The organism is Paenibacillus selenitireducens (assembly GCF_002021565.1).
Taxonomy (GTDB): domain Bacteria; phylum Bacillota; class Bacilli; order Paenibacillales; family Paenibacillaceae; genus Paenibacillus_K; species Paenibacillus_K selenitireducens.
Genome location: NZ_MSZX01000001.1, coordinates 292,889 through 311,649, shown reverse-complemented (window position 1 = coordinate 311,649; position 18,761 = coordinate 292,889). Strand labels below are relative to the sequence as shown.

Annotated in this window: 13 protein-coding genes; 7 read left to right on the top strand and 6 right to left on the bottom strand. The window is 45.3% G+C overall.

Annotated features, from left to right (window positions below):
* Nucleotides 1-636: 636 nt before the first annotated feature.
* The gene (locus BVG16_RS01365; RefSeq protein WP_078496746.1) at nt 637-1,068 is read right to left on the bottom strand and encodes a DUF6526 family protein; all 432 of its coding nucleotides are present in this window, start codon (nt 1,066-1,068) and stop codon (nt 637-639) included.
* A 157-nt stretch (nt 1,069-1,225) separates the two neighbouring features.
* Between BVG16_RS01365 and BVG16_RS01360 the strand changes: the two genes are divergently transcribed.
* Nucleotides 1,226-1,408, top strand: a complete 183-nt coding sequence (locus BVG16_RS01360; RefSeq protein WP_078496745.1) for a hypothetical protein — start codon at nt 1,226-1,228, stop codon at nt 1,406-1,408.
* A gap of 167 nt (nt 1,409-1,575) precedes the next feature.
* Here the strand turns inward: BVG16_RS01360 and BVG16_RS01355 are convergent, their stop codons facing one another.
* Nucleotides 1,576-1,959 carry a MerR family transcriptional regulator gene (locus tag BVG16_RS01355; RefSeq protein ID WP_078496744.1) on the bottom strand — a complete coding sequence of 128 codons (384 nt, stop codon included), beginning with the start codon at nt 1,957-1,959 and terminating at the stop codon, nt 1,576-1,578.
* A 107-nt stretch (nt 1,960-2,066) separates the two neighbouring features.
* Between BVG16_RS01355 and BVG16_RS01350 the strand changes: the two genes are divergently transcribed.
* Together BVG16_RS01350 and BVG16_RS01345 are read left to right on the top strand one after the other, a co-directional pair.
* Nucleotides 2,067-2,993: an aldo/keto reductase gene (locus BVG16_RS01350; RefSeq protein ID WP_078496743.1), complete on the top strand. Its 927-nt coding sequence runs from the start codon at nt 2,067-2,069 to the stop codon at nt 2,991-2,993.
* A 338-nt stretch (nt 2,994-3,331) separates the two neighbouring features.
* Nucleotides 3,332-3,871: an NADPH-dependent FMN reductase gene (locus BVG16_RS01345; RefSeq protein WP_078496742.1), complete on the top strand. Its 540-nt coding sequence runs from the start codon at nt 3,332-3,334 to the stop codon at nt 3,869-3,871.
* 59 nt (nt 3,872-3,930) lie between these two features.
* Here the strand turns inward: BVG16_RS01345 and BVG16_RS01340 are convergent, their stop codons facing one another.
* Nucleotides 3,931-5,769 carry a UbiD family decarboxylase gene (locus BVG16_RS01340; RefSeq protein ID WP_078496741.1) on the bottom strand — a complete coding sequence of 613 codons (1,839 nt, stop codon included), beginning with the start codon at nt 5,767-5,769 and terminating at the stop codon, nt 3,931-3,933.
* 155 nt (nt 5,770-5,924) lie between these two features.
* Between BVG16_RS01340 and BVG16_RS01335 the strand changes: the two genes are divergently transcribed.
* The 4 genes from BVG16_RS01335 to shc all read left to right on the top strand — a co-directional run bounded on the left by BVG16_RS01335 (nt 5,925) and on the right by shc (nt 14,244).
* Nucleotides 5,925-8,423 carry a GH39 family glycosyl hydrolase gene (locus tag BVG16_RS01335; protein ID WP_078496740.1) on the top strand — a complete coding sequence of 833 codons (2,499 nt, stop codon included), beginning with the start codon at nt 5,925-5,927 and terminating at the stop codon, nt 8,421-8,423.
* A 194-nt stretch (nt 8,424-8,617) separates the two neighbouring features.
* Entirely contained in the window at nt 8,618-9,838 is a 1,221-nt protein-coding gene (locus BVG16_RS01330) for a PTS sugar transporter subunit IIC (protein ID WP_078496739.1), read from the top strand.
* Nucleotides 9,839-9,885: 47 nt separating this feature from the next.
* Entirely contained in the window at nt 9,886-12,153 is a 2,268-nt protein-coding gene (locus BVG16_RS01325) for a beta-glucosidase family protein (protein ID WP_078496738.1), read from the top strand.
* 192 nt (nt 12,154-12,345) lie between these two features.
* Nucleotides 12,346-14,244, top strand: a complete 1,899-nt coding sequence (gene shc, locus BVG16_RS01320; RefSeq protein WP_078496737.1) for a squalene--hopene cyclase — start codon at nt 12,346-12,348, stop codon at nt 14,242-14,244.
* Nucleotides 14,245-14,293: 49 nt separating this feature from the next.
* Here shc and BVG16_RS01315 read toward each other — a convergent pair whose 3' ends face one another.
* The 3 genes from BVG16_RS01315 to pdxR all read right to left on the bottom strand — a co-directional run bounded on the left by BVG16_RS01315 (nt 14,294) and on the right by pdxR (nt 18,737).
* Nucleotides 14,294-15,658: a DUF445 domain-containing protein gene (locus BVG16_RS01315; protein WP_078496736.1), complete on the bottom strand. Its 1,365-nt coding sequence runs from the start codon at nt 15,656-15,658 to the stop codon at nt 14,294-14,296.
* The gene (locus BVG16_RS01310; RefSeq protein ID WP_158081592.1) at nt 15,659-16,912 is read right to left on the bottom strand and encodes a DUF445 domain-containing protein; all 1,254 of its coding nucleotides are present in this window, start codon (nt 16,910-16,912) and stop codon (nt 15,659-15,661) included.
* A 376-nt stretch (nt 16,913-17,288) separates the two neighbouring features.
* Entirely contained in the window at nt 17,289-18,737 is a 1,449-nt protein-coding gene (gene pdxR, locus BVG16_RS01305; RefSeq protein WP_078496734.1) for a MocR-like pyridoxine biosynthesis transcription factor PdxR, read from the bottom strand.
* Nucleotides 18,738-18,761 lie beyond the last annotated feature (24 nt).

Genomic DNA, 18,761 nt, shown 5'->3' with positions numbered 1-18,761 from the left:
ACAAAAAACAACATTCCCCTTCCTGACATTCCCATATAAAAAAGAAGGCAATCTCCATTGAGATTGCCAGGCTGTCGAGAAACCCCCGTTTTTTTGGAGGGCACGTAAAAAAGTGCCTTCACCCTAAACAAGCAAGTTTTCCTCGATTGTTTTCATAACAGATGAGTCTTGTTATTCATCTATAATGGGAATTCGCGTACCTAAAATGGATTTATCCAACATAGCTTCACTACCAGCACTAAAACGCGCACCTATACTGGACGTTTCCATTATAGAGGGGGGAAATCAGCATTTTAGAGGCATTTTCAGCACATTCTATTGGATTTATCCAGTATAGAGTGCGAAATCGTACTGAAAACGGCGAAGTTAGTGGATTTATCCAATATAGCACCACCACAAACACTTTTCCCCACCTGTACTGGATTTAAAACAACATAGCAAACTACATTCATCTTCATCATTGTTATAGATCGTTTTACATTGATTTTTCTTCTACGAAACGAGATCACCCAAAAAAATAAAGTGCCGAAAAGTCCTCTGGACTTTATCGACACTCTGACAATCTCCATTGAGATTGCCTCCGCCATTTAGTAAGTCATCTATTTCCATAACGCTCCAAGAAGATCTGCCTGTTCCTTACACGCGATGGTTGTCCGCTCTCCAATGCGGTATTGCTTGCTTGATCTTCTGCGGCTCCATCCCCGTCTTGGCAGCCTCTTCACATAATCGTAGAAAAGATTCATCTTCCGCGAAACGAAGTGCGATAATCTGCTGCAAGCTAAGTCTCGAATCTAGCGGCTTGCCCGTCAGCTGAACATGCCGAAAGTTCTCCTCTTGTCGAATCAAACGATCTTGTAGTTGGGTTGCAAATAGCCGAACAAGTACCACCAAGATGACCACACAACATGACAAACCAAAAATCAATAAAGAAGAATAGCTGAAGTCCTCTCTGATCAGATACACAATAGACGCAATAAAAAGAATTAGTGTGAGTGGAGTCAACATAAAATGGTACAAGGGGGCAAACTTTTTATGACGATCATAACTTTGCGGCTTGATTTGACTCATTTTCTACCTCCTATACGTTTGGACTACTTCGGACCTCTTCAATTCTATTCAATAAGAAGGTGTACATTCCTTTTTTTGTATATATTAGTTGCATTATTTTTCAGGCTTTCAGCCATACTAACGCTGATATTTCAAATCCAAGGCAGGAGGTACTGACATGCCCACTAGCAGAGGACACCAAGGCGCACACGGCATAGGACAGACGGAAAAACAGTTGAACAATCAAGCACAAGCCGCAGCAGAGATTCAAGGCGCAAGCGAGCTGGATCAAGAAGTGTTGGCGGCAGCTAATCAACATGATACGGAATTGGATGATATTATCGTATCCGAGAATGAATAATCCATTTGCAACGGATAAATGAATCGAGCCCTCCCTGCTGATTCCATCACGGCAGTAGGCCAAGGGTGCAGAATAAAGCCTCGGATTTCTCCGAGGCTTTTGGTTTCTTGCGTTTTTCATGCCGCAAGGCTCTAATCTGCTATCTATTTGATATGAGAGAAAAAGGATCAGGAATGCTCCCCCACTGAGAACTTTTTCTTATACATTTCCGGCAAATGCTTGATTTTATATTCAATCGTTGCAAGATTTCTTTGTGTGTCTATCATTTGCTGCTCCACATGCTGTTTATGCTTGAGAAGAATTTCGAGTCCCTTCTCAACGACAGCATCATGATCTGTGCAGTATTCAATAAAGGTGCGAATCTCTTTGATCGGCATGCCCGTATTCTTCAAACAGCAGATCAAATCGATCCAATCGATATCCTGCTCATGAAATACTCTCGTTCCGTTCTCACGCGTAATGAATGGAAGCAATCCTTCTTTATCATAATATCGAATGGTATAGATCGACAAATTTGTCTTTTGTGCCACTTGCGAAATCGTATAGTTCATCACGCATTACTCTCCTACCATTTATTTTCGAATGAAGTGTTGACATAGAGTGAACTCTATCGGTTATCTTCTAATTGTAAAGATAATGAAGGGAGTTACTAACTAATATGAAAAATATCAATATCGCCAACACAGATTTGAAGGTTTCTAATTTGATTATGGGAAATATGCGGTTGAAGCAGCTTCCATTGCCCGAGGCTGAAAAATTGATTCGTACAGCCATGGAAGAAAAAATCAATTTCTTCGACCACGCTGATATTTACGGACCTTCTTACGGCGAATGCGAGTCCTATTTTGCCGAAGCGATCCAAATGAACGCGAACCTGCGTGAACAAATGGTCCTGCAGAGCAAATGCGGTATCAGAAAAGGCTTTTTTGACTTCTCCAAAGCGCATATTATTGAATCCACAGACGGAATTCTCAAACGGTTAAATACGGAATATCTCGATATTCTTTTGCTGCATCGCCCAGATACACTGATGGAGCCTGCTGAGGTCGCCGAAGCGTTCGAAGAGCTTCATAAGAGTGGTAAAGTGCGTTATTTCGGCGTATCCAACCATAATCCGATGCAAACAGAGCTGCTGCAAAAATACATTCCGCATAAGCTTGTGGTCAATCAGCTTCAATTCAGCATTGCACATACGCCGATGATCGATTCCGCGATCGCGCTTAATATGAAATTAGATCAATCCGTCAACCGTGATAGCAGCATTCTGGATTATTGCCGCCTGAATGATATCACGATCCAAGCTTGGTCTCCGTTCCAAAAAGGGTTCTTTAACGGTCCATTCCTAGGTGATCTCGAGCATTATCCGAAATTGAACAGCGTCATTGACAACCTTGCTCTTCAATATGGCGTTACGAACACCGCTATCGCCGTGGCCTGGATTACGAGACATCCTGCCAACATTCAAGTCGTGCTAGGCACAACGAACGTTCAGCGCTTGAAAGACGCGTGCCAAGGATCCGAGATTCCTTTGACCCGCCAAGAGTGGTATCAAATCTACGAAGCTGCTGGCAACATCATACCATAGACCGATTCAGCGGTTCTAGCTCGACACAGTAGTCAGGCATAACAGAATACAAGCATTTCGGCTGTCGGGCTTTGCTCGGCAGCTTTTTATATATTGATGAAATCATATATCCCTCTAAAATTAATTATATTTTAATAAACAAACTTATTGTAAGTATCTTGTTTTTATTTATTTAATATGATATTATCATCCCATGATCAACAACTTCAAATGAACGCATCGAAGATGAAGTTGAGCGAATTCGCAATTGTGAGATGGTTAATTTGAAATTGGTGGTGTAGAACATGGGATTTTTAGATAAATTATTTGGTAGAACCCCAATCGAGGAGGAAAAAACAATGGCAAAACTGAATATCGGTATTATTTTGGGAAGTACGCGTCAAGGCCGTTTAAGTCCACAAGTCGGAGAATGGGTAAAAAGCATTGCAGATCAACGCGGGGATGCGAACTATGAAATTATTGATATCGCGGACTTTAAGCTTCCGCTTCTCGGCGAAGAAGATGCTACAGAACAAGCAACCGCTTGGAATACGAAGCTTGCTACGTTGGACGGTTTTGTGTTCATCGTTCAAGAATACAACCACAGTATTACTGGCGCATTAAAAAATGCACTCGATTATGCCCGCGAAGCTTGGAATAACAAAGCAGCAGGTATTGTAAGCTACGGTTCTGTAGGTGGCGCTCGTGCAGCTGAACATTTGCGTGGAATCTTGGGCGAATTGTCTGTCGCAGACGTTCGTGTGCATCCTGCGTTATCCCTATTCACGGATTTCGAGAACGGGTCGGTTTTCAAACCAGCTGATCTTCACCTGACCAATGTGAATGGCATGTTAGATCAAGTCATTGCTTGGAGCGGTGCTTTAAAAACATTGCGTTAATCGCAAAGAACCTCATCTCGTTTACCAAGAGATGAGGTTCTTTTTTTATTTTCAGCCCATTAAGATGTTTGAATTCTACCTAAACTCGCGCCTTTAACGAAAAATCGCTCAATATTGTTCGCAACGGTTGGATCTGGTATTAACGGCGGCGCTTGATGCGGTTTCGCACGGGCATCAATAATGACATTATCGCAAGCCCAATGCTTATGTTCATAGTAGCTGTTCACACCGTAGATATCATGAGATGGATTGCTGCGAGTGAATGTCACCCACAGGAAGTTATCAATCGCTGCACTGAGGAATTCACTGTCATCACTTAAGATGATCATCGGACAAGATGCGAATGAACCACGTTCACGAATCGCGTCGCACAATCCGTCGATTTCCCTCTGGGCATCCCCGTAGCTAACAAATTCAGGTGCTTGCATGACAACGATTCCCGGCATAATCATCTGAACCTTTTCGAACCCTGTTATTCCTTTGAGCAATGCTGGAACCTCTGTGCAGAGCTCTCTTCGCTGATCGCCAACCGCCGAGAAAATCACCTTGCTCCCCGTGTTTAATCCTGTCCCAGAATAATCCAATGTATCGATCGTCGTGTTCGTTTGAAAATGAATATCCCGATGGAGATCGATCCGCTCCAATATATAAGTGAGGAAATCCTCGATATGATGCGTGCTGACAGGTCTGTTCTCTTCTGCCGTAATAAATAAAAACTTGGCTAAGCTGAGCTGACCTGTTCCAAGAATATGATTGGCTTGCGTCAGTATTTCCGCAGGCTGCTTCACTTTTTGATATGGCGTATACCGCTCGCTCCCGATAGCAAACAGCAAAGGATGTACACCTGCCGCATCAACGGCGTGAACCTCTTTAACCCCGCGAATTTCTTGTTGAATCGCTCCACCTGTCAATTCATGAATCAATTCACCAAAAGCCGTGTCCTCTTGAGGCGGTCGCCCAACGACGGTAAACGGGTAGATTGCATTTTTACGAGCATACACTTTATGCACCCGCATCATAGGAAACTCATGAATCAAGCTATAATAACCTAAATGATCGCCAAAAGGTCCTTCCGGCTTCGTCTCTTCCGGATAGATTTCGCCCGTAATCACAAAGTCCGCATCATTGCTGATACAGTAGCCATCAACATAGCTGTAGCGAAAATGGCGCCCTGTGAGCAGTCCCGCAAAGATCAATTCGCTCATGCCCTCAGGCAAAGGCATAACGGCGGATAACGTATGCGCCGGGGGACCTCCAATAAAAATACTCACCTTTAACGGCTTGCCTAGCTTATTCGCTTTCGCTTGGTGGATCCCGATACCGCGATGGATCTGATAATGAATACCAACTTCTTTGTTCAATTCATAGTCGTTGCCGCTTAACTGAACACGGTACATGCCTAGATTGGAATTCATAATGCCTGGTTTCTCCGGATCCTCTGAATACACTTGCGGCAGGGTAACGAAAGCTCCCCCATCGCCTTGCCAATGCTTGATCAGCGGAAGGTCTGAAATTTGGATCTCTTCAAATCCAGAAGGTTGACCGCTGACGGACTTTATCGGCAGAACTCTTCTTGCCGCTAATCCGGTCCCGATGTATTTAAATGGATTTTTGAGCGCTTTCGCAGGATTGTTGCGCAGTGCAATGACGTTCTGCGTCGAATCCCACGTATCGCGAAAAATAAATTTACTCCGTTCAATGGTGCCGAACAGGTTCGATACTGCCCGATACTTCGAACCTTTTACCTTTTCAAATAATAACGCCGGTCCGCCCGCCGCATAGACTTTCATATGTATGGCAGCCATTTCAAGATGCGGATCCACTTCTTCATGAATACGAACCAAATGTCCATGCTTTTCTAAATCGACAATACATTCTTCCAAATTGCGATATTTCATGGGATGACTCCAATCTCTTGAAAATAATAAACATGTACCCTATATTATCAATGAGGTAGGAACGCAGGTCAAATGCCAACTGTAAATCTTCCGTAACAAGTTTTTCGGAGACCTATTCGACACATACTAGAAACTTAAGGGGGAATGATCGGATCATGAGTTACTTCTATGAGTTCATCAAGCACCAGGAAGATCTGCCCATTCGTCTATTCGTGAATAGTGTCAGACATATTCCATTTCATTGGCATAAGGAATTCGAAGTATTATATGTGCTGCAAGGCTCTGTTTCGATACATGTGGACCAACAGCAGTATGTTTTACATCAGGACGATTTAATCGTCATCAATCGGATGTCTGTCCATCAAATCGAGCGAACAAGTCAGGATAATGTTCTGTTGACATTGCAATTCAGCCCTGAATTGATCGATGATCAAACCCTGATTTCATGTAATTCCTTGCATCAGACGGCCGATAATCACGAGCACTACGATCGTATTCGGTTCTTTCTTGCACAGATGACTTGGGAGTCGAGTAAAAAAGCACCCGGGTATTACAATTATTCGTCAGGTATCTTGCAATTATTAACAGGACACCTATTACGCCATTTTACCGTGATCATGAAAGACTCACACCATAAAGATGTGAAGGATTACGATTATCAGAGACTTAATCGGGTGCTTCAATATATTGACCGGCATTTCAGTCAGAAAATTACACTGCAGAGCATCGCCGATCAGGAGCATCTTAGCATGCATTATTTCTCTCATTTTTTTAGTGACAAAATCGGCATTCCCTTTCAAAAATATTTAACTTCCGTACGGCTCGATAAAGCTCTCATTCAACTCATCGAAACGGAACAGAGCATCACCCAGATTTCGCTGGATTGTGGATTTGCGAACGTGAAGTTATTTAATAAATATTTTAAAGAGAAGTTTGAAAGTACACCGGGCCAGTACCGAGAGGAATTTGCGGCGAAAAGGGTCGCGACAGATCCTTCAAGAAAGCCTTTGACCAACGATGAGTCGTCAAGCGGTGATTATTACGAGATGGATACCATCCAGGCGATGGAGTCGCTCTATCATTACTTGGAATGGCAAGAAATCGGCTCGACTGCCTTTCACACGAACAACGTGGTCTACGATCAAGTCGATATTTACGTACATTCCAATCAAGCCGGAAGCCGTTATGAACGTCATTGGAACCGGCTAACATCCGCCGGCCGCGCGATTGAAGGTCTCCGTGCGGATTGGCAGCAGCAGTTCATCGAACTCCAAAGATCACTCTCCTTTTCACATATTCGTTTTCACGGCATATTTAATGACGAAATGATGATCTATGACGAAACAGAAACAGGCGAGCCGATCTATAATTGGTCATATGTCGACAAACTGTACGATTTCTTATTAAAAACGGGGATCCGACCTTTTGTGGAATTAAGCTTCATGCCCACAAAGCTGAGACGTTCCAACGAAACTATTTTCTGGTGGAAGGGAAATATTTCACCTCCTGCGGATTTGCGTAAATGGAATGCCTTAGTTCATGAATTCGTTCGCCATTGCTTGAATCGGTACGGCTTAGAGGAAGTCAAGCAATGGTACTTCGAGGTATGGAATGAGCCCGATCTATCCGGTGTATGCTGGGCCGGTTCGAAAGAAGAGTATTTTGCTTTTTATGCTTCGACGGTTCGCACCATTAAATCCATTTCGTCAGTACTCAAAGTAGGCGGTCCCGCCCTCGGCTATGGATCACTCTGGAATGATAGCTGGGCAGATGACTTCATGTCCTATTGCTTAAATGAACAAGTTCCGATGGATTTCTTTTCGTTCCATGTCTATTCCGAATATCCGAATCAGAAAGATGAAGCCGGAATGCTTACCCGCATCATGCCCCCATCCTTCTACTTGGATAGTGTAAACCGGTTACAAGCGAAACTCGCGGCACATCACCTGCAAGAACTCGAAATTCATATGACAGAGTGGAATTTTTCGCTCTATGATCGGAACTTTATCCACGATACGATGTTCATGGCTTCTTTTGTTGTCTATCATGCGATGCAAACCCTAGGTACGATGACATCCATGGCCTTTTGGTCTTTTACAGATGTTTTCGAGGAAAGCCAGCTCCCCGCATCCATCTTCTACGGCGGATTCGGTCTCATGAATCGGAACGGCCTGAAGAAACCAAGTTATTATGCATTCGAGTTCCTGAAGAAGCTTGGAGACCACATCATCGATCAAGGGGATGGATATGTCGTCACGAAGCAAGCAGATGGAAGCCTTCAAATCTTAATGTACCACTACACGCATGTGGATCCGTTATTTGCAAGCGGCGACTGGTCTGGATTAACGGAGACAAGCCGCTATTCCGTTTTTGAAGAAAAAGGGAATAAAGCCTATCATGTGAAGATCGATGGCCTGCAAGGCAGCTACAAAATGATGAGCTATCGACTGGATCGAACGCAAGGCTCTGTATTTGACGAGTGGATTGCGATGGGTGCGCCTACAAATCCAACAGAAGAGGAACTCGACTATTTACAGCAGCGAAGCACACCAGAAATGAGGATATCATGGTTGGAAGAACTCCAATCGTTCGAGCAAACCTTTATCGTTCCGCCGCATGGCCTGCAGCTCATCACACTAACGAAGCAATATTGAACACCTCTGATCTCCAAGAGGTGTTTTTTGCTGTATGGAATCTTACTTTTGAATCAAGGCTAATATGAAGGCATAGAAACGGCAAAAAACGCCCCTCACTTCGACAAGGAAGAACAAGAAAGCGTATTCATTTGAAATTATACTGTACATGTACACAATGAAAGCCAATCCTTAATAATGGAGGAATGAATGAAATGGATCGATTAATGAAGTGGATGACGGAGAAGTTCGCGCCACGTCTTGAAGCTTTCACCAAAAATGTGTGGGTGGACTCGATACAAGAAGCGATCATGGTAACTCTGCCGATGATTTTCATCGGATCGTTAGTGACACTCGTCTCTATTCTGAAGGATTTTATCCCTTCGATGCCGGACTTATCCCCTATCACGACCTTCAGCTTCGGACTGTTGGGCATGTTTATCGCCTTCCTGACACCGTATATGGTGATGCAGAAGAAAAATCGGGACAAGATTAAACTGATTGCAGGTGCGACAGGTCTTTCCTTATACCTCATGTTGTTAAAACCAACATTTCATGAAGATGGAACGATACAATTTATGCTGGATCGATTTGGTCCCTCGGGGATGATTACCGCTTTACTCGTTGGTGTTACCGTATCGGTCGTGCTCAATGTGTTCAAGAAATTTTCTTTCTTTAAAAAAGATACGACACTGCCTGAATTTATCGTCGATTGGTTCGATTACCTTGTACCGATTGCGTTCATTCTCACTGCAGGATGGATTCTAACCTTTCAATTGCAATTCGATATTTTTGAAATGATCGTAAATATATTTAAACCGTTAAATACGATTAGTCAGACGCTCACAGGATTTGTCTTGTTTAATTTCATCGGTGTTGTGCTCTATTCCTTCGGTGTAAGCCCGTGGGTTATGACGCCGATCTTCTACTCGATTTGGATTCCAGCGATTGAGGAAAATGCTGCTCTTGTAGCGCAAGGCTTGGACCCCGTGAACATCAATACATTTGAGACCTTCTTCTCTGGTTGGGTCGGCGTCGGGGGGCTGGGTGCAACGTTACCGCTCGTGATATGGTTCTTGTTCGCCAAATCCAAGAAGCTTAAATCCATCGGCCGTGCGACGATTGTCCCTTCATTATTCAACATTAATGAACCCGTCATCTATGGGGCACCAGTTGCCTTCAATCCGCTTTTGATGGTTCCGATGTGGATCAATGGGCTAATATCCCCCATCATCGTCTACTTGGTTCTCGATGCAGGGTGGGTGGATATTCCAAGCAAAGTATTCCAGCTATGGTACACGCCAATTGGTTTGTCGACTTTCATATTAACGGGAGTAAAAGGATTAATTCTACTCGCTGTTGTTTTATTGATTATTTTCATCGTATGGCTTCCATTCTTTAGAGCCTACGATATGCAAGAGCTCAAAAAAGAGTAGCAATAAACCATAATGTAATTGGTTATACGCGATAGGAGGACGAGATCATGAAACAAACAACAGAAGCGATATTAAAAGCTATGACACTAGAGGAAAAAGCAGCGCTATGCGCGGGCTTGAATATGTGGATGACCAAAGGTTATGAGCACCACGGCATTCCTTCCATTCATATGTATGACGGCACGAATGGAATTCGTAAGACGAATAGTGATGAGGAAATCGGAATTTCCGGGCAAAATATTCCGGCAACCTGCTACCCGACGGGTTCAGCCATCGGTTCATCCTGGGATGTGGATCTGCTGCATGAAATTGGGGTAGCGCTTGGGGTCGAGGGGCAGGAAATGGGCGTTCGCCTACTTCTCGGTCCTGGCGTCAATATGAAGCGTACACCGCTCGGCGGACGGAATTTCGAATATTATTCGGAGGATCCGGTGCTGACCGGCGAACTAGGAGCGGCCTTCGTGAACGGCTTGCAGAACCAAGGTGTCGGGGCTTCGGTAAAGCATTTTGCTTGTAACAATCAAGAATACGAGAAGATGGTGACAAGCTCTGAAGTAGATGAGCGCACATTACGCGAGATTTACCTGAGCGCTTTCGAACGGATTGTCAAAAAAGCGAACCCATGGACGATGATGTGCTCCTACAATCTCGTGAACGGATCCTATGCGAGTGAGAATGAACACCTGCTGCATGATATTTTGCGAGAAGAGTGGGGTTACGAAGGTGTCATGTTGTCCGACTGGACTGCGGTAAATGATCGCATTCGCGGGCTAAAGGCCGGACTCGATATCGAGATGCCAGGACCTGCGGAATATAATACGAAGGCGATTGTGAAGGCCGTGCAGGAGAATCGCTTGGATGAAGCCGTGTTGGATCAATCCGTGACGCGTATTCTAGAATTAGTTCGCAAGACGGTGGAGACGCGGAACTTCGAAAATATCCAAAAAATCGATTATCACGAACTGGCTAGAAAAGCAGCTTCCGAGAGTATGGTGCTCCTCAAAAATGACCATCACATGCTTCCGATCGATAAGACAAAGATAGATTCGATGGCTGTGATTGGTACATTCGCGAAAAAACCGAGAATTCAAGGTGCTGGTAGTGCGGAGGTCACGCCAACGCGCATCGATACACCTTGGGAACACCTGCAACACATCACAAATGATGAGATTAAATTATCTTATGCGGACGGTTATCCTTCAGATGATCGTGTCGATGAAGCGCTGATCCTAGAGAGTGTGGCTATAGCCGCGAAATCCGATATGGCGGTGCTCTTCGTCGGGCAACCCGACTATGCAGAGTCCGAAATGCATGATCTCAAGGACATTGAGCTGCCGTTACATCAGGTGAAGCTGATTGAAGCTGTGGCAGCGGTCCAGCCGAACTGTATCGTCGTGACAAGCAGCGGTACAGCATTAGCAATGAGCACTTGGGCACATCAGGTATCAGGAATTATTCATGCATGGCTGTCGGGACAAGGAAGTGGACAAGCGATTGTTGATATTTTGTTTGGTCGTGTTAATCCATCCGGCAAACTATCGGAGACGTTCCCTGCCAAGCTGTCCGATAACCCATCGCATAAGCGGATCCGTGGCGAGAATGGCAAGCTATTCTACCGTGAAGGACTGTTCGTCGGGTATCGTTATTATGACAGTAAGGAGCTCATACCGCAATTTGCATTTGGACATGGCTTATCGTACACATCCTTTGCCTATTCCGATTTAAAAGTTGCACAACAAGGCAATCAAGTGCACGTCTCTTGTATGGTTGAAAATACGGGGGATCGCTTCGGGAAAGAAGTCGTTCAATTGTACGTTCATGATGAAGAATGCAAATGGGTTCGCCCGGAAAAAGAGCTAAAAGCATTTGCAAAAGTGGCGCTTCAACCCGGTGAAAAGAAAGAAGTTCGCTTCGTCCTAGAAGAACGCGATTTCGCCTATTACAATACGAAATGGAATCGTTGGGTTGCAGAAAGCGGCGACTTCAAAATCATCATCGGCAGTTCTTCACGCGATATCCGATTGCAAGAGAAGCTATTCTGCACGTTTGAGCATGGAGAAATAACACTTCACAAATTTAGTCTATTAACGGACTGGCTTAGCGACGCCAAAGCAAAAGCCATCTTAGAGAGCTGCTTCGCGGAGATGAACCAACATGTTACCGATCAAGTTGTACTCGACGATGGTTTCGTTGGCTTCTGGGGGGACTTCCCTGCCATCAAGATCATTCAAATGTTCGGCCAAAGCTGGCTAACGGACAAGTCGCCAGACGATGTGATCGCACAATTAATTGCGAAGTTTGAACAGGAATCATAGAGCATACAACAGGCTCCAGTCCTTGGATATTCAGGGATTGGAGCCTTATTTCTAGTTAAGCTGCCACATCCCCCTAAGCATCGAACCCACTCACTTGAAATAAGTATTTATCCTTCACGGTATCGCTTGATTCTCACTTCTCTAGGCAGACCATCATACATTAGAGAAAATGACTTCGGAGGTACCCATGGAATGCACAATGTTTTAAGTGAAATAGGTCCGGAAATCCATCAACTGACCACAACGCTTATTCAACAGCAGAAGCATGACGGCTCATGGCATTTTTGTTTTGAGAACGGCACATCCGTCGATGCCTTCGTGATCATCCTTCTTCGAACACTAAACGTTGCGAACGAAGCACTTATACATCAATTACATGACCGAATCCTTGCTGAACAGCAACCTGAAGGCCATTGGAAATTATTTTACGATGAACAGGAAGGACATCTATCTACTTCGATTGATGCCTATTATGCACTGCTCTATTCCGGATACAGTCACACGTCGGATGCCCACATGCTACGAGCAAAAAGCTATATCCAATCCAAGGGGGGACTCGGCAAAGCGACGAGTATCTTGACGAGGGTCATCTTGGCAGCTACAGGACAAGCAAAATGGCCCGCTTCGATCTCATCTATTCCACTTGAGATTCTCCTTCTCCCCACTTCGTTCCCCATTAACTTGTTTGATTTCTCGGGGTATTCTCGAGTCCATCTTGTCCCGCTGCTGATCATGGCGGATCGAAAGTTCTCGATCCAGACCGAGCATACGCCTGTGCTCACAGATCTTCAATTGGATCGTACGGACACCGGTGAGCCCCCTTCTCGTGAATTTCAGGATATGCTCATCTATATGCAAAACGGATTGAATCAACTGATGGGCACACCTCGTTATCTCCATGATGCCGCCATCACAAAAGCCGAACAATTCATGCAAGCGCGGATTGAATCCGATGGAACCCTTTACAGCTATGCGAGCAGTACGATATTGATGATATTCGCCCTGCTTGCCCTCGGATATGATCGACAGGATCCCCTCATCACACATGCGGTTCAAGGCCTCATCGCGATGCAATGGCGCACGGATCGGACAACAACGATTCAGAACTCCCCCTCGACCGTGTGGGACACGGCATTGATTGCTTACGCCATGCAGGAATCCGGAATAGCCGAGAACCATAAGACGATTCAGCGGGCCGCTGCCTATCTATCTGAAAGACAGCAACATAAATCGGGGGATTGGAGCATTCATAATCCTCATACCTTGCCTGGAGGTTGGGGATTCTCGGAGACCAATACCATCAATCCGGATGTGGATGACACAACGGCGGCTCTAAGGGCGATGAAAAACTTTTCCACGACGAATGCTTCCTACCTGGATTCGTGGAATCGCGGACTTCTTTGGGTAATATCTATGCAAAATAAAGACGGCGGATGGCCAGCTTTCGAAAAAAACACGAACAAAGAAATCCTTACATGGCTCGCCATAGATGGCGCCAAATCCGCGGCGATTGATCCCTCGGAAGCGGACCTGACAGGGCGTGCCCTGGAGTATCTTGGCAACTTCGCCGGACTTCACGTTCGGCATGACTTCATCCAACGCGGAACCGAGTGGCTGATGAATCATCAGGAGCAAGACGGCTCCTGGTATGGAAGATGGGGGGTTTGTTACATCTACGGCACATGGGCTGCGTTAACCGGATTAACGGCCACTGGCGTCTCTCCCCATCATACATCCATCCAAAAAGGAGCCCAGTGGCTGGCCAGCATTCAAAACGCTGATGGAGGATGGGGAGAATCCTGCAGAAGCGATCGGCTTCGACGTTATATACCATTGGGAGCAAGCACTCCCTCTCAAACCGCGTGGGCCCTCGATGCCCTCATCGCCGTTCATTCTCAGCCAACAGATGAAATAGATCAAGGAATCCGTAGGCTTATCGCTTTATTGCACGAAGATAATTGGATGACTTCATATCCGACAGGTGCTGGTCTTCCGGGGATGTTCTATATTCATTACCATAGTTACCGGTACATCTGGCCGCTCGTTGCGTTAAGTCATTATCGAAAGAAATATGGGGATCACGCCCTCTAGGAACGTGGTGTATTCGTGGATATCTTGGAAGGTTTACACAGCGTTCATCCTACCCCAAAAAACGTGATGCACTATCTAGCAAAGGCTGATAAATACCGTGGAGGAATCCATAGATGCCCGCTCCAATCATTCCGCCAATGAAAGCCCCGTTAATACGGATTCGCTGTAAATCTTCGCCAACTTTGCTTTCGATGAACGCTGCCAATTTTGCATCTGTGTAATCCTCTAACGTCTCGCGTACAATGTGCCCAATCAGTGCATGCTCTGTTTCAATGACTTTTTGAACAAATGTTTGTAAATGCTGTTCTAGCCAATCCAACAGATGATGATCCGCTTTGAACTGATCCCAATATTTTTGTATGAATTGCCCCATCCATAATTTCATCTCTTGACGTTGAACCAAGGGCTGCCCTTGGACGAAAGATTCCAGTCGATTATCATCGGTCAACAGCTGTCTTAAGGACTCGAGCAGCGCCTGAACGGACGGCAGGAATGAAATCCGCTCCAGGGCCCTGACTTTCCAATCATTAATCGTTGCATATACATCTGTGCGATGTTCTAAATTTTCAGCTAGCTCGTACAACATCTCTTCAATCAGCAGGCGAAGCTCATGATGCGGATTACGAAGCTCCAACAAGAAATCTTGCAGACGACCATACAGCGCTTCTACCGCATCGTCGATATTGAAGGAATCCGTTGCTTCCGCAATCCAAAGCCCCGTCTTTTTAATCAAGTTGCTCATTTTGTTACCACGATGGGTTTCCCTGTATATGCTGTCCTCCAGCATGTCTCGGATCCATCGTTTGGTTTCAATTTCAGGCGTATGCGCGACGGCATATTCGACAATTCGACTGATCCACGCTTGAAGACTGCCTTCATCCAGTACCCACTTTAACCCTTTCCCTGCATAAGGAGATACGTTCATCTTCAATAGGGTCTCACGTATTTGAATATCCAATTTACCGGACATCTTCGTCAAATCAACGTCAGCAAGGATTTTGGATAAAACATCCCTGCCCTGTTCAAATATCATACGCTCATCCGATTTATCCTCAACCCATGAAATGGCCCTGTCCACCAAGCGGACCTCTCTAACTTTTTGCTTTAACATGTCTTTGCTTAACAGTTGTTGCTCAACCATGTCTACGACACCATTTACAAGTTTGTCACGGTTGTTCGGAATAATCGCCGTATGCGGTATCCATTTCCAACCTAGCGGATGTCGGAATAACGCAGTAACCGCGAACAAATCGGCAAGCGCGCCAACTAATCCCGCTTCCGCGGTATACAATAAAAAGCGCGGCCACCATGCCTCAGGGAACATCAAAATAGCTGTCACCGAGCCCATAAACAAGAGGACGACAAAGAGTAGACTTAGGTTCGCTTTTCTTTTCATTTGCTTCATGGCTGCCATCTACCTTCCTATCCAAAATGTCGTGATGTAGAGCAACCCGCCAACAATTGCACCGATCAGCGTCCCGTTCAACCGGATATATTGAAGATCATGATCCGCCTTTTCCTGCAGTAAATCAATCAGATCCTCCTCGGAATATGCGTTTAATTTTTCCTCTACGACGCGACCAATATAGGATTGTTTTTGTTCGATCCACTGGATCAAGCCTGTTTTGATAGCCGCATCGAGTTGATTCAGCCTATCATCGCTATGCTCCAATTTAGAAATCTCATCATCTATCTTTTTAGATAACCACGGGAAAAGCACGACATTCCCCGTCTCATCGGCTACCGCTGTCTGTTGATGTGTTGCAAAATATTCGTTCATCAAGACATCGAAATGAACATAGGGTTCAATCGATCGGATGAATGTCATTTTACCTGCCTCGATCCGATGCCGGAGCTGCTCGTCCACTCTGATTCTCTGTACTCCTTGCTCAATGAATGCCTTCAGCTGTTTACGAAGAGGATGGTCAGAAGCAGCTAGCCGTTCTATGTAGGAGATTAATAAGTGTTCTATTTTAGAAGCGTCTAATTTAAGCAGCGCATTAAACTTTTTCCTGTGTACTTTATCTCCCTCGTACGACAGAAGCACCGATTGAACGAGCTTCTCCACGACGGAACGGAACTCTCTTGTATGAACCATTTTCATGATCTCGTCCAGGATGAATTGAATGACTTTTTCATCATACTGATGACGAATCGCCCAGTCCCCAAGATCCGCTACAAGATCCGAGACTTGTACATGATCCGCATGATTGAACACAAAAGCTTGAATGTTTCTTGCTAGATCTTCACGATCCATATGATTAACGATATGCTCAAGCAGCCCCTGCACAAGGTCATGGATGGCTTCTCTTCCGCCGTGTTGTTTCACATAGGTCATGATTACGTCAGCGATGTTATATTCATTTAGCTTCGCTTCAATGCTAGAGATCGTCAGCAGCTCATTCTGAACCATATTCACCAGCTCGCCAATAAGCTCTTCTCTCTTCCTTTGAATAATTCTCGTGCCCATAAATCTAGGCCATCTAAACCCCAGGGGATCACCGAATAGCGCCTTCACGGCAAACGTGTCCGCCAACCCGCCGATCGTAGCCGCACTGCAAGCAGTGAACAATAACCCACCCCACCAGGTATCTTGAAATGGAAAAGTTACAAGGATTCCAAAGGCGGAACCGATTATACTCATATTCACAATTTTATGTATACGCATTGTTATAACACCTTGCTCCCTCATACAGAAACCTAAATCTAGCGGTCTGCAGCTTATTCATTTTCTATATTATAACTTACTTGAGCAATATCTACTTACCGCTGAAGTTTTGTTCCCTCCTGCAGCAAGTGCAGTTTAATTCATGTCTTGTCTGTAAAACAATAATATTAACATGCTTTTAGCAACCGATACAATTTGAAGAACATGCAAAACGACCGCTCTCCGGCGGAAAACCGAGACGCGGTCGCTTCTTCTTAATATTGGGGGGATCCTATGCGTGCGATTTACTCATCCATTGCTGCATAATGCTTGCTTGATTTGACATCCGCTCCCTTGACCTGAATAAGCCATATCATCAAGTGCCAAGCTCCTCTTCTTATTGCAAGTTCTGACGAATAAGCTCAGCGAGCCTGATCAGCCCATTCTCCAATTGATCCAGAGAGGCGTATGCGTAAGACAGGCGCAGATGCTGCTGATCATGACGGTCATAGATATTTCCAGGGTTCAGGAGAATGCCTTCTTTAAGCGCTCGTTCGAACAGCTTGCGCATTGAGATCGGTCGGAGTATGTGGAGCCAAATGTAGAACCCGCCTTGCGGCATATTCCACTCAGCGAACTCATGATAATGCTGCACCAGGATCGCTATTGTATAATCTCTTCGGTACTTCAATTCCGTTCGAATACGTGCAAGATGCTCTTCATACAATCCGCTGGATAACCATTCCGCAACAGCGTGCTGCGATAAGGAGCTGGACCCATAATCGGTCTGCATCTTGATATCTGAAAGTCGATCAATCACCGGTTCAGGCCCTACGATCCATCCGATGCGCAGTCCCGGTCCTAACGTCTTGGACATGCTTCCCATGTAGAGAACAAGTCCTTGACGGTCCTGAGCTTTCAGCGGACTCGGAGGCGGTGTGTCGAACCATAGATCCCCGTAAACATCATCCTCGATGACGGGCAACCGTTCTTGCGTGCATACCGTGAGCAGCTCTGCTCGCCGCTGCGATGACATCAAGCCCCCGGTAGGATTGTGAAAAGACGGAATCGTGTAGAGCAACGCCGCGTGATGCTGTCGTTTCAATCTTCCAATCGACTCCGTCCGCAACCCCTCATGGTCCATAGGAATGCCGAATAACTCCATACCAGCGGACTGAAACACGTGAATGGAATTTAAGTAGGTGGGATTCTCCACGAAAATCATGGATCCCGAGTGCAATAAACCTAATGAGATGAGCTGAAGACCTTGTAGGCCGCCAGAGACGATCAATATCGATGAGGGAGAAGCCTGAATCCCTTTTGTATGTAAATAACGACTTATCCGTTCTCTTAAGTAAAGGCTGCCTTTTGGTTCCGAGTAACCTAAAGTGAATTTATTTTCGAGGCTGCCGTGGAACATCTCTTTCATTTTATCGGTTGGGAGCAATGCCGGAGACAACTCTCCCGTTCCTAAACGAACCATGTTCGAATTCATTTCTGCTTGATTGATTTGCTGGATCATCTGGATGTTCGGTTGATAGGAACCAGATTTCACGTAACGATTCCAGTCGGGAGGTGAAGCCGCTGCCAGCAAGCTCCATGTATTGTTGGCCACGACCGTACCTTGTCCCACCTTCGAATCAATGAGTCCATCAGCAGACAGCTCGCCAAGCGCATAGACAACCGTGCTGCGGTTAACCTGAAATTTGGCAGCAAGCTCTCGTTGTGCGGGAATTCTCGTTCCAACCGGCCATTCCCCGTTCATGATTCTGCGCTTCATATAATCGTAAATCTGCTGGTGCAGCGGTACCGACGATGACTTGTTTAATTCCCATTCTTCTGACATGTATAACCATCTTTCCATGAATTG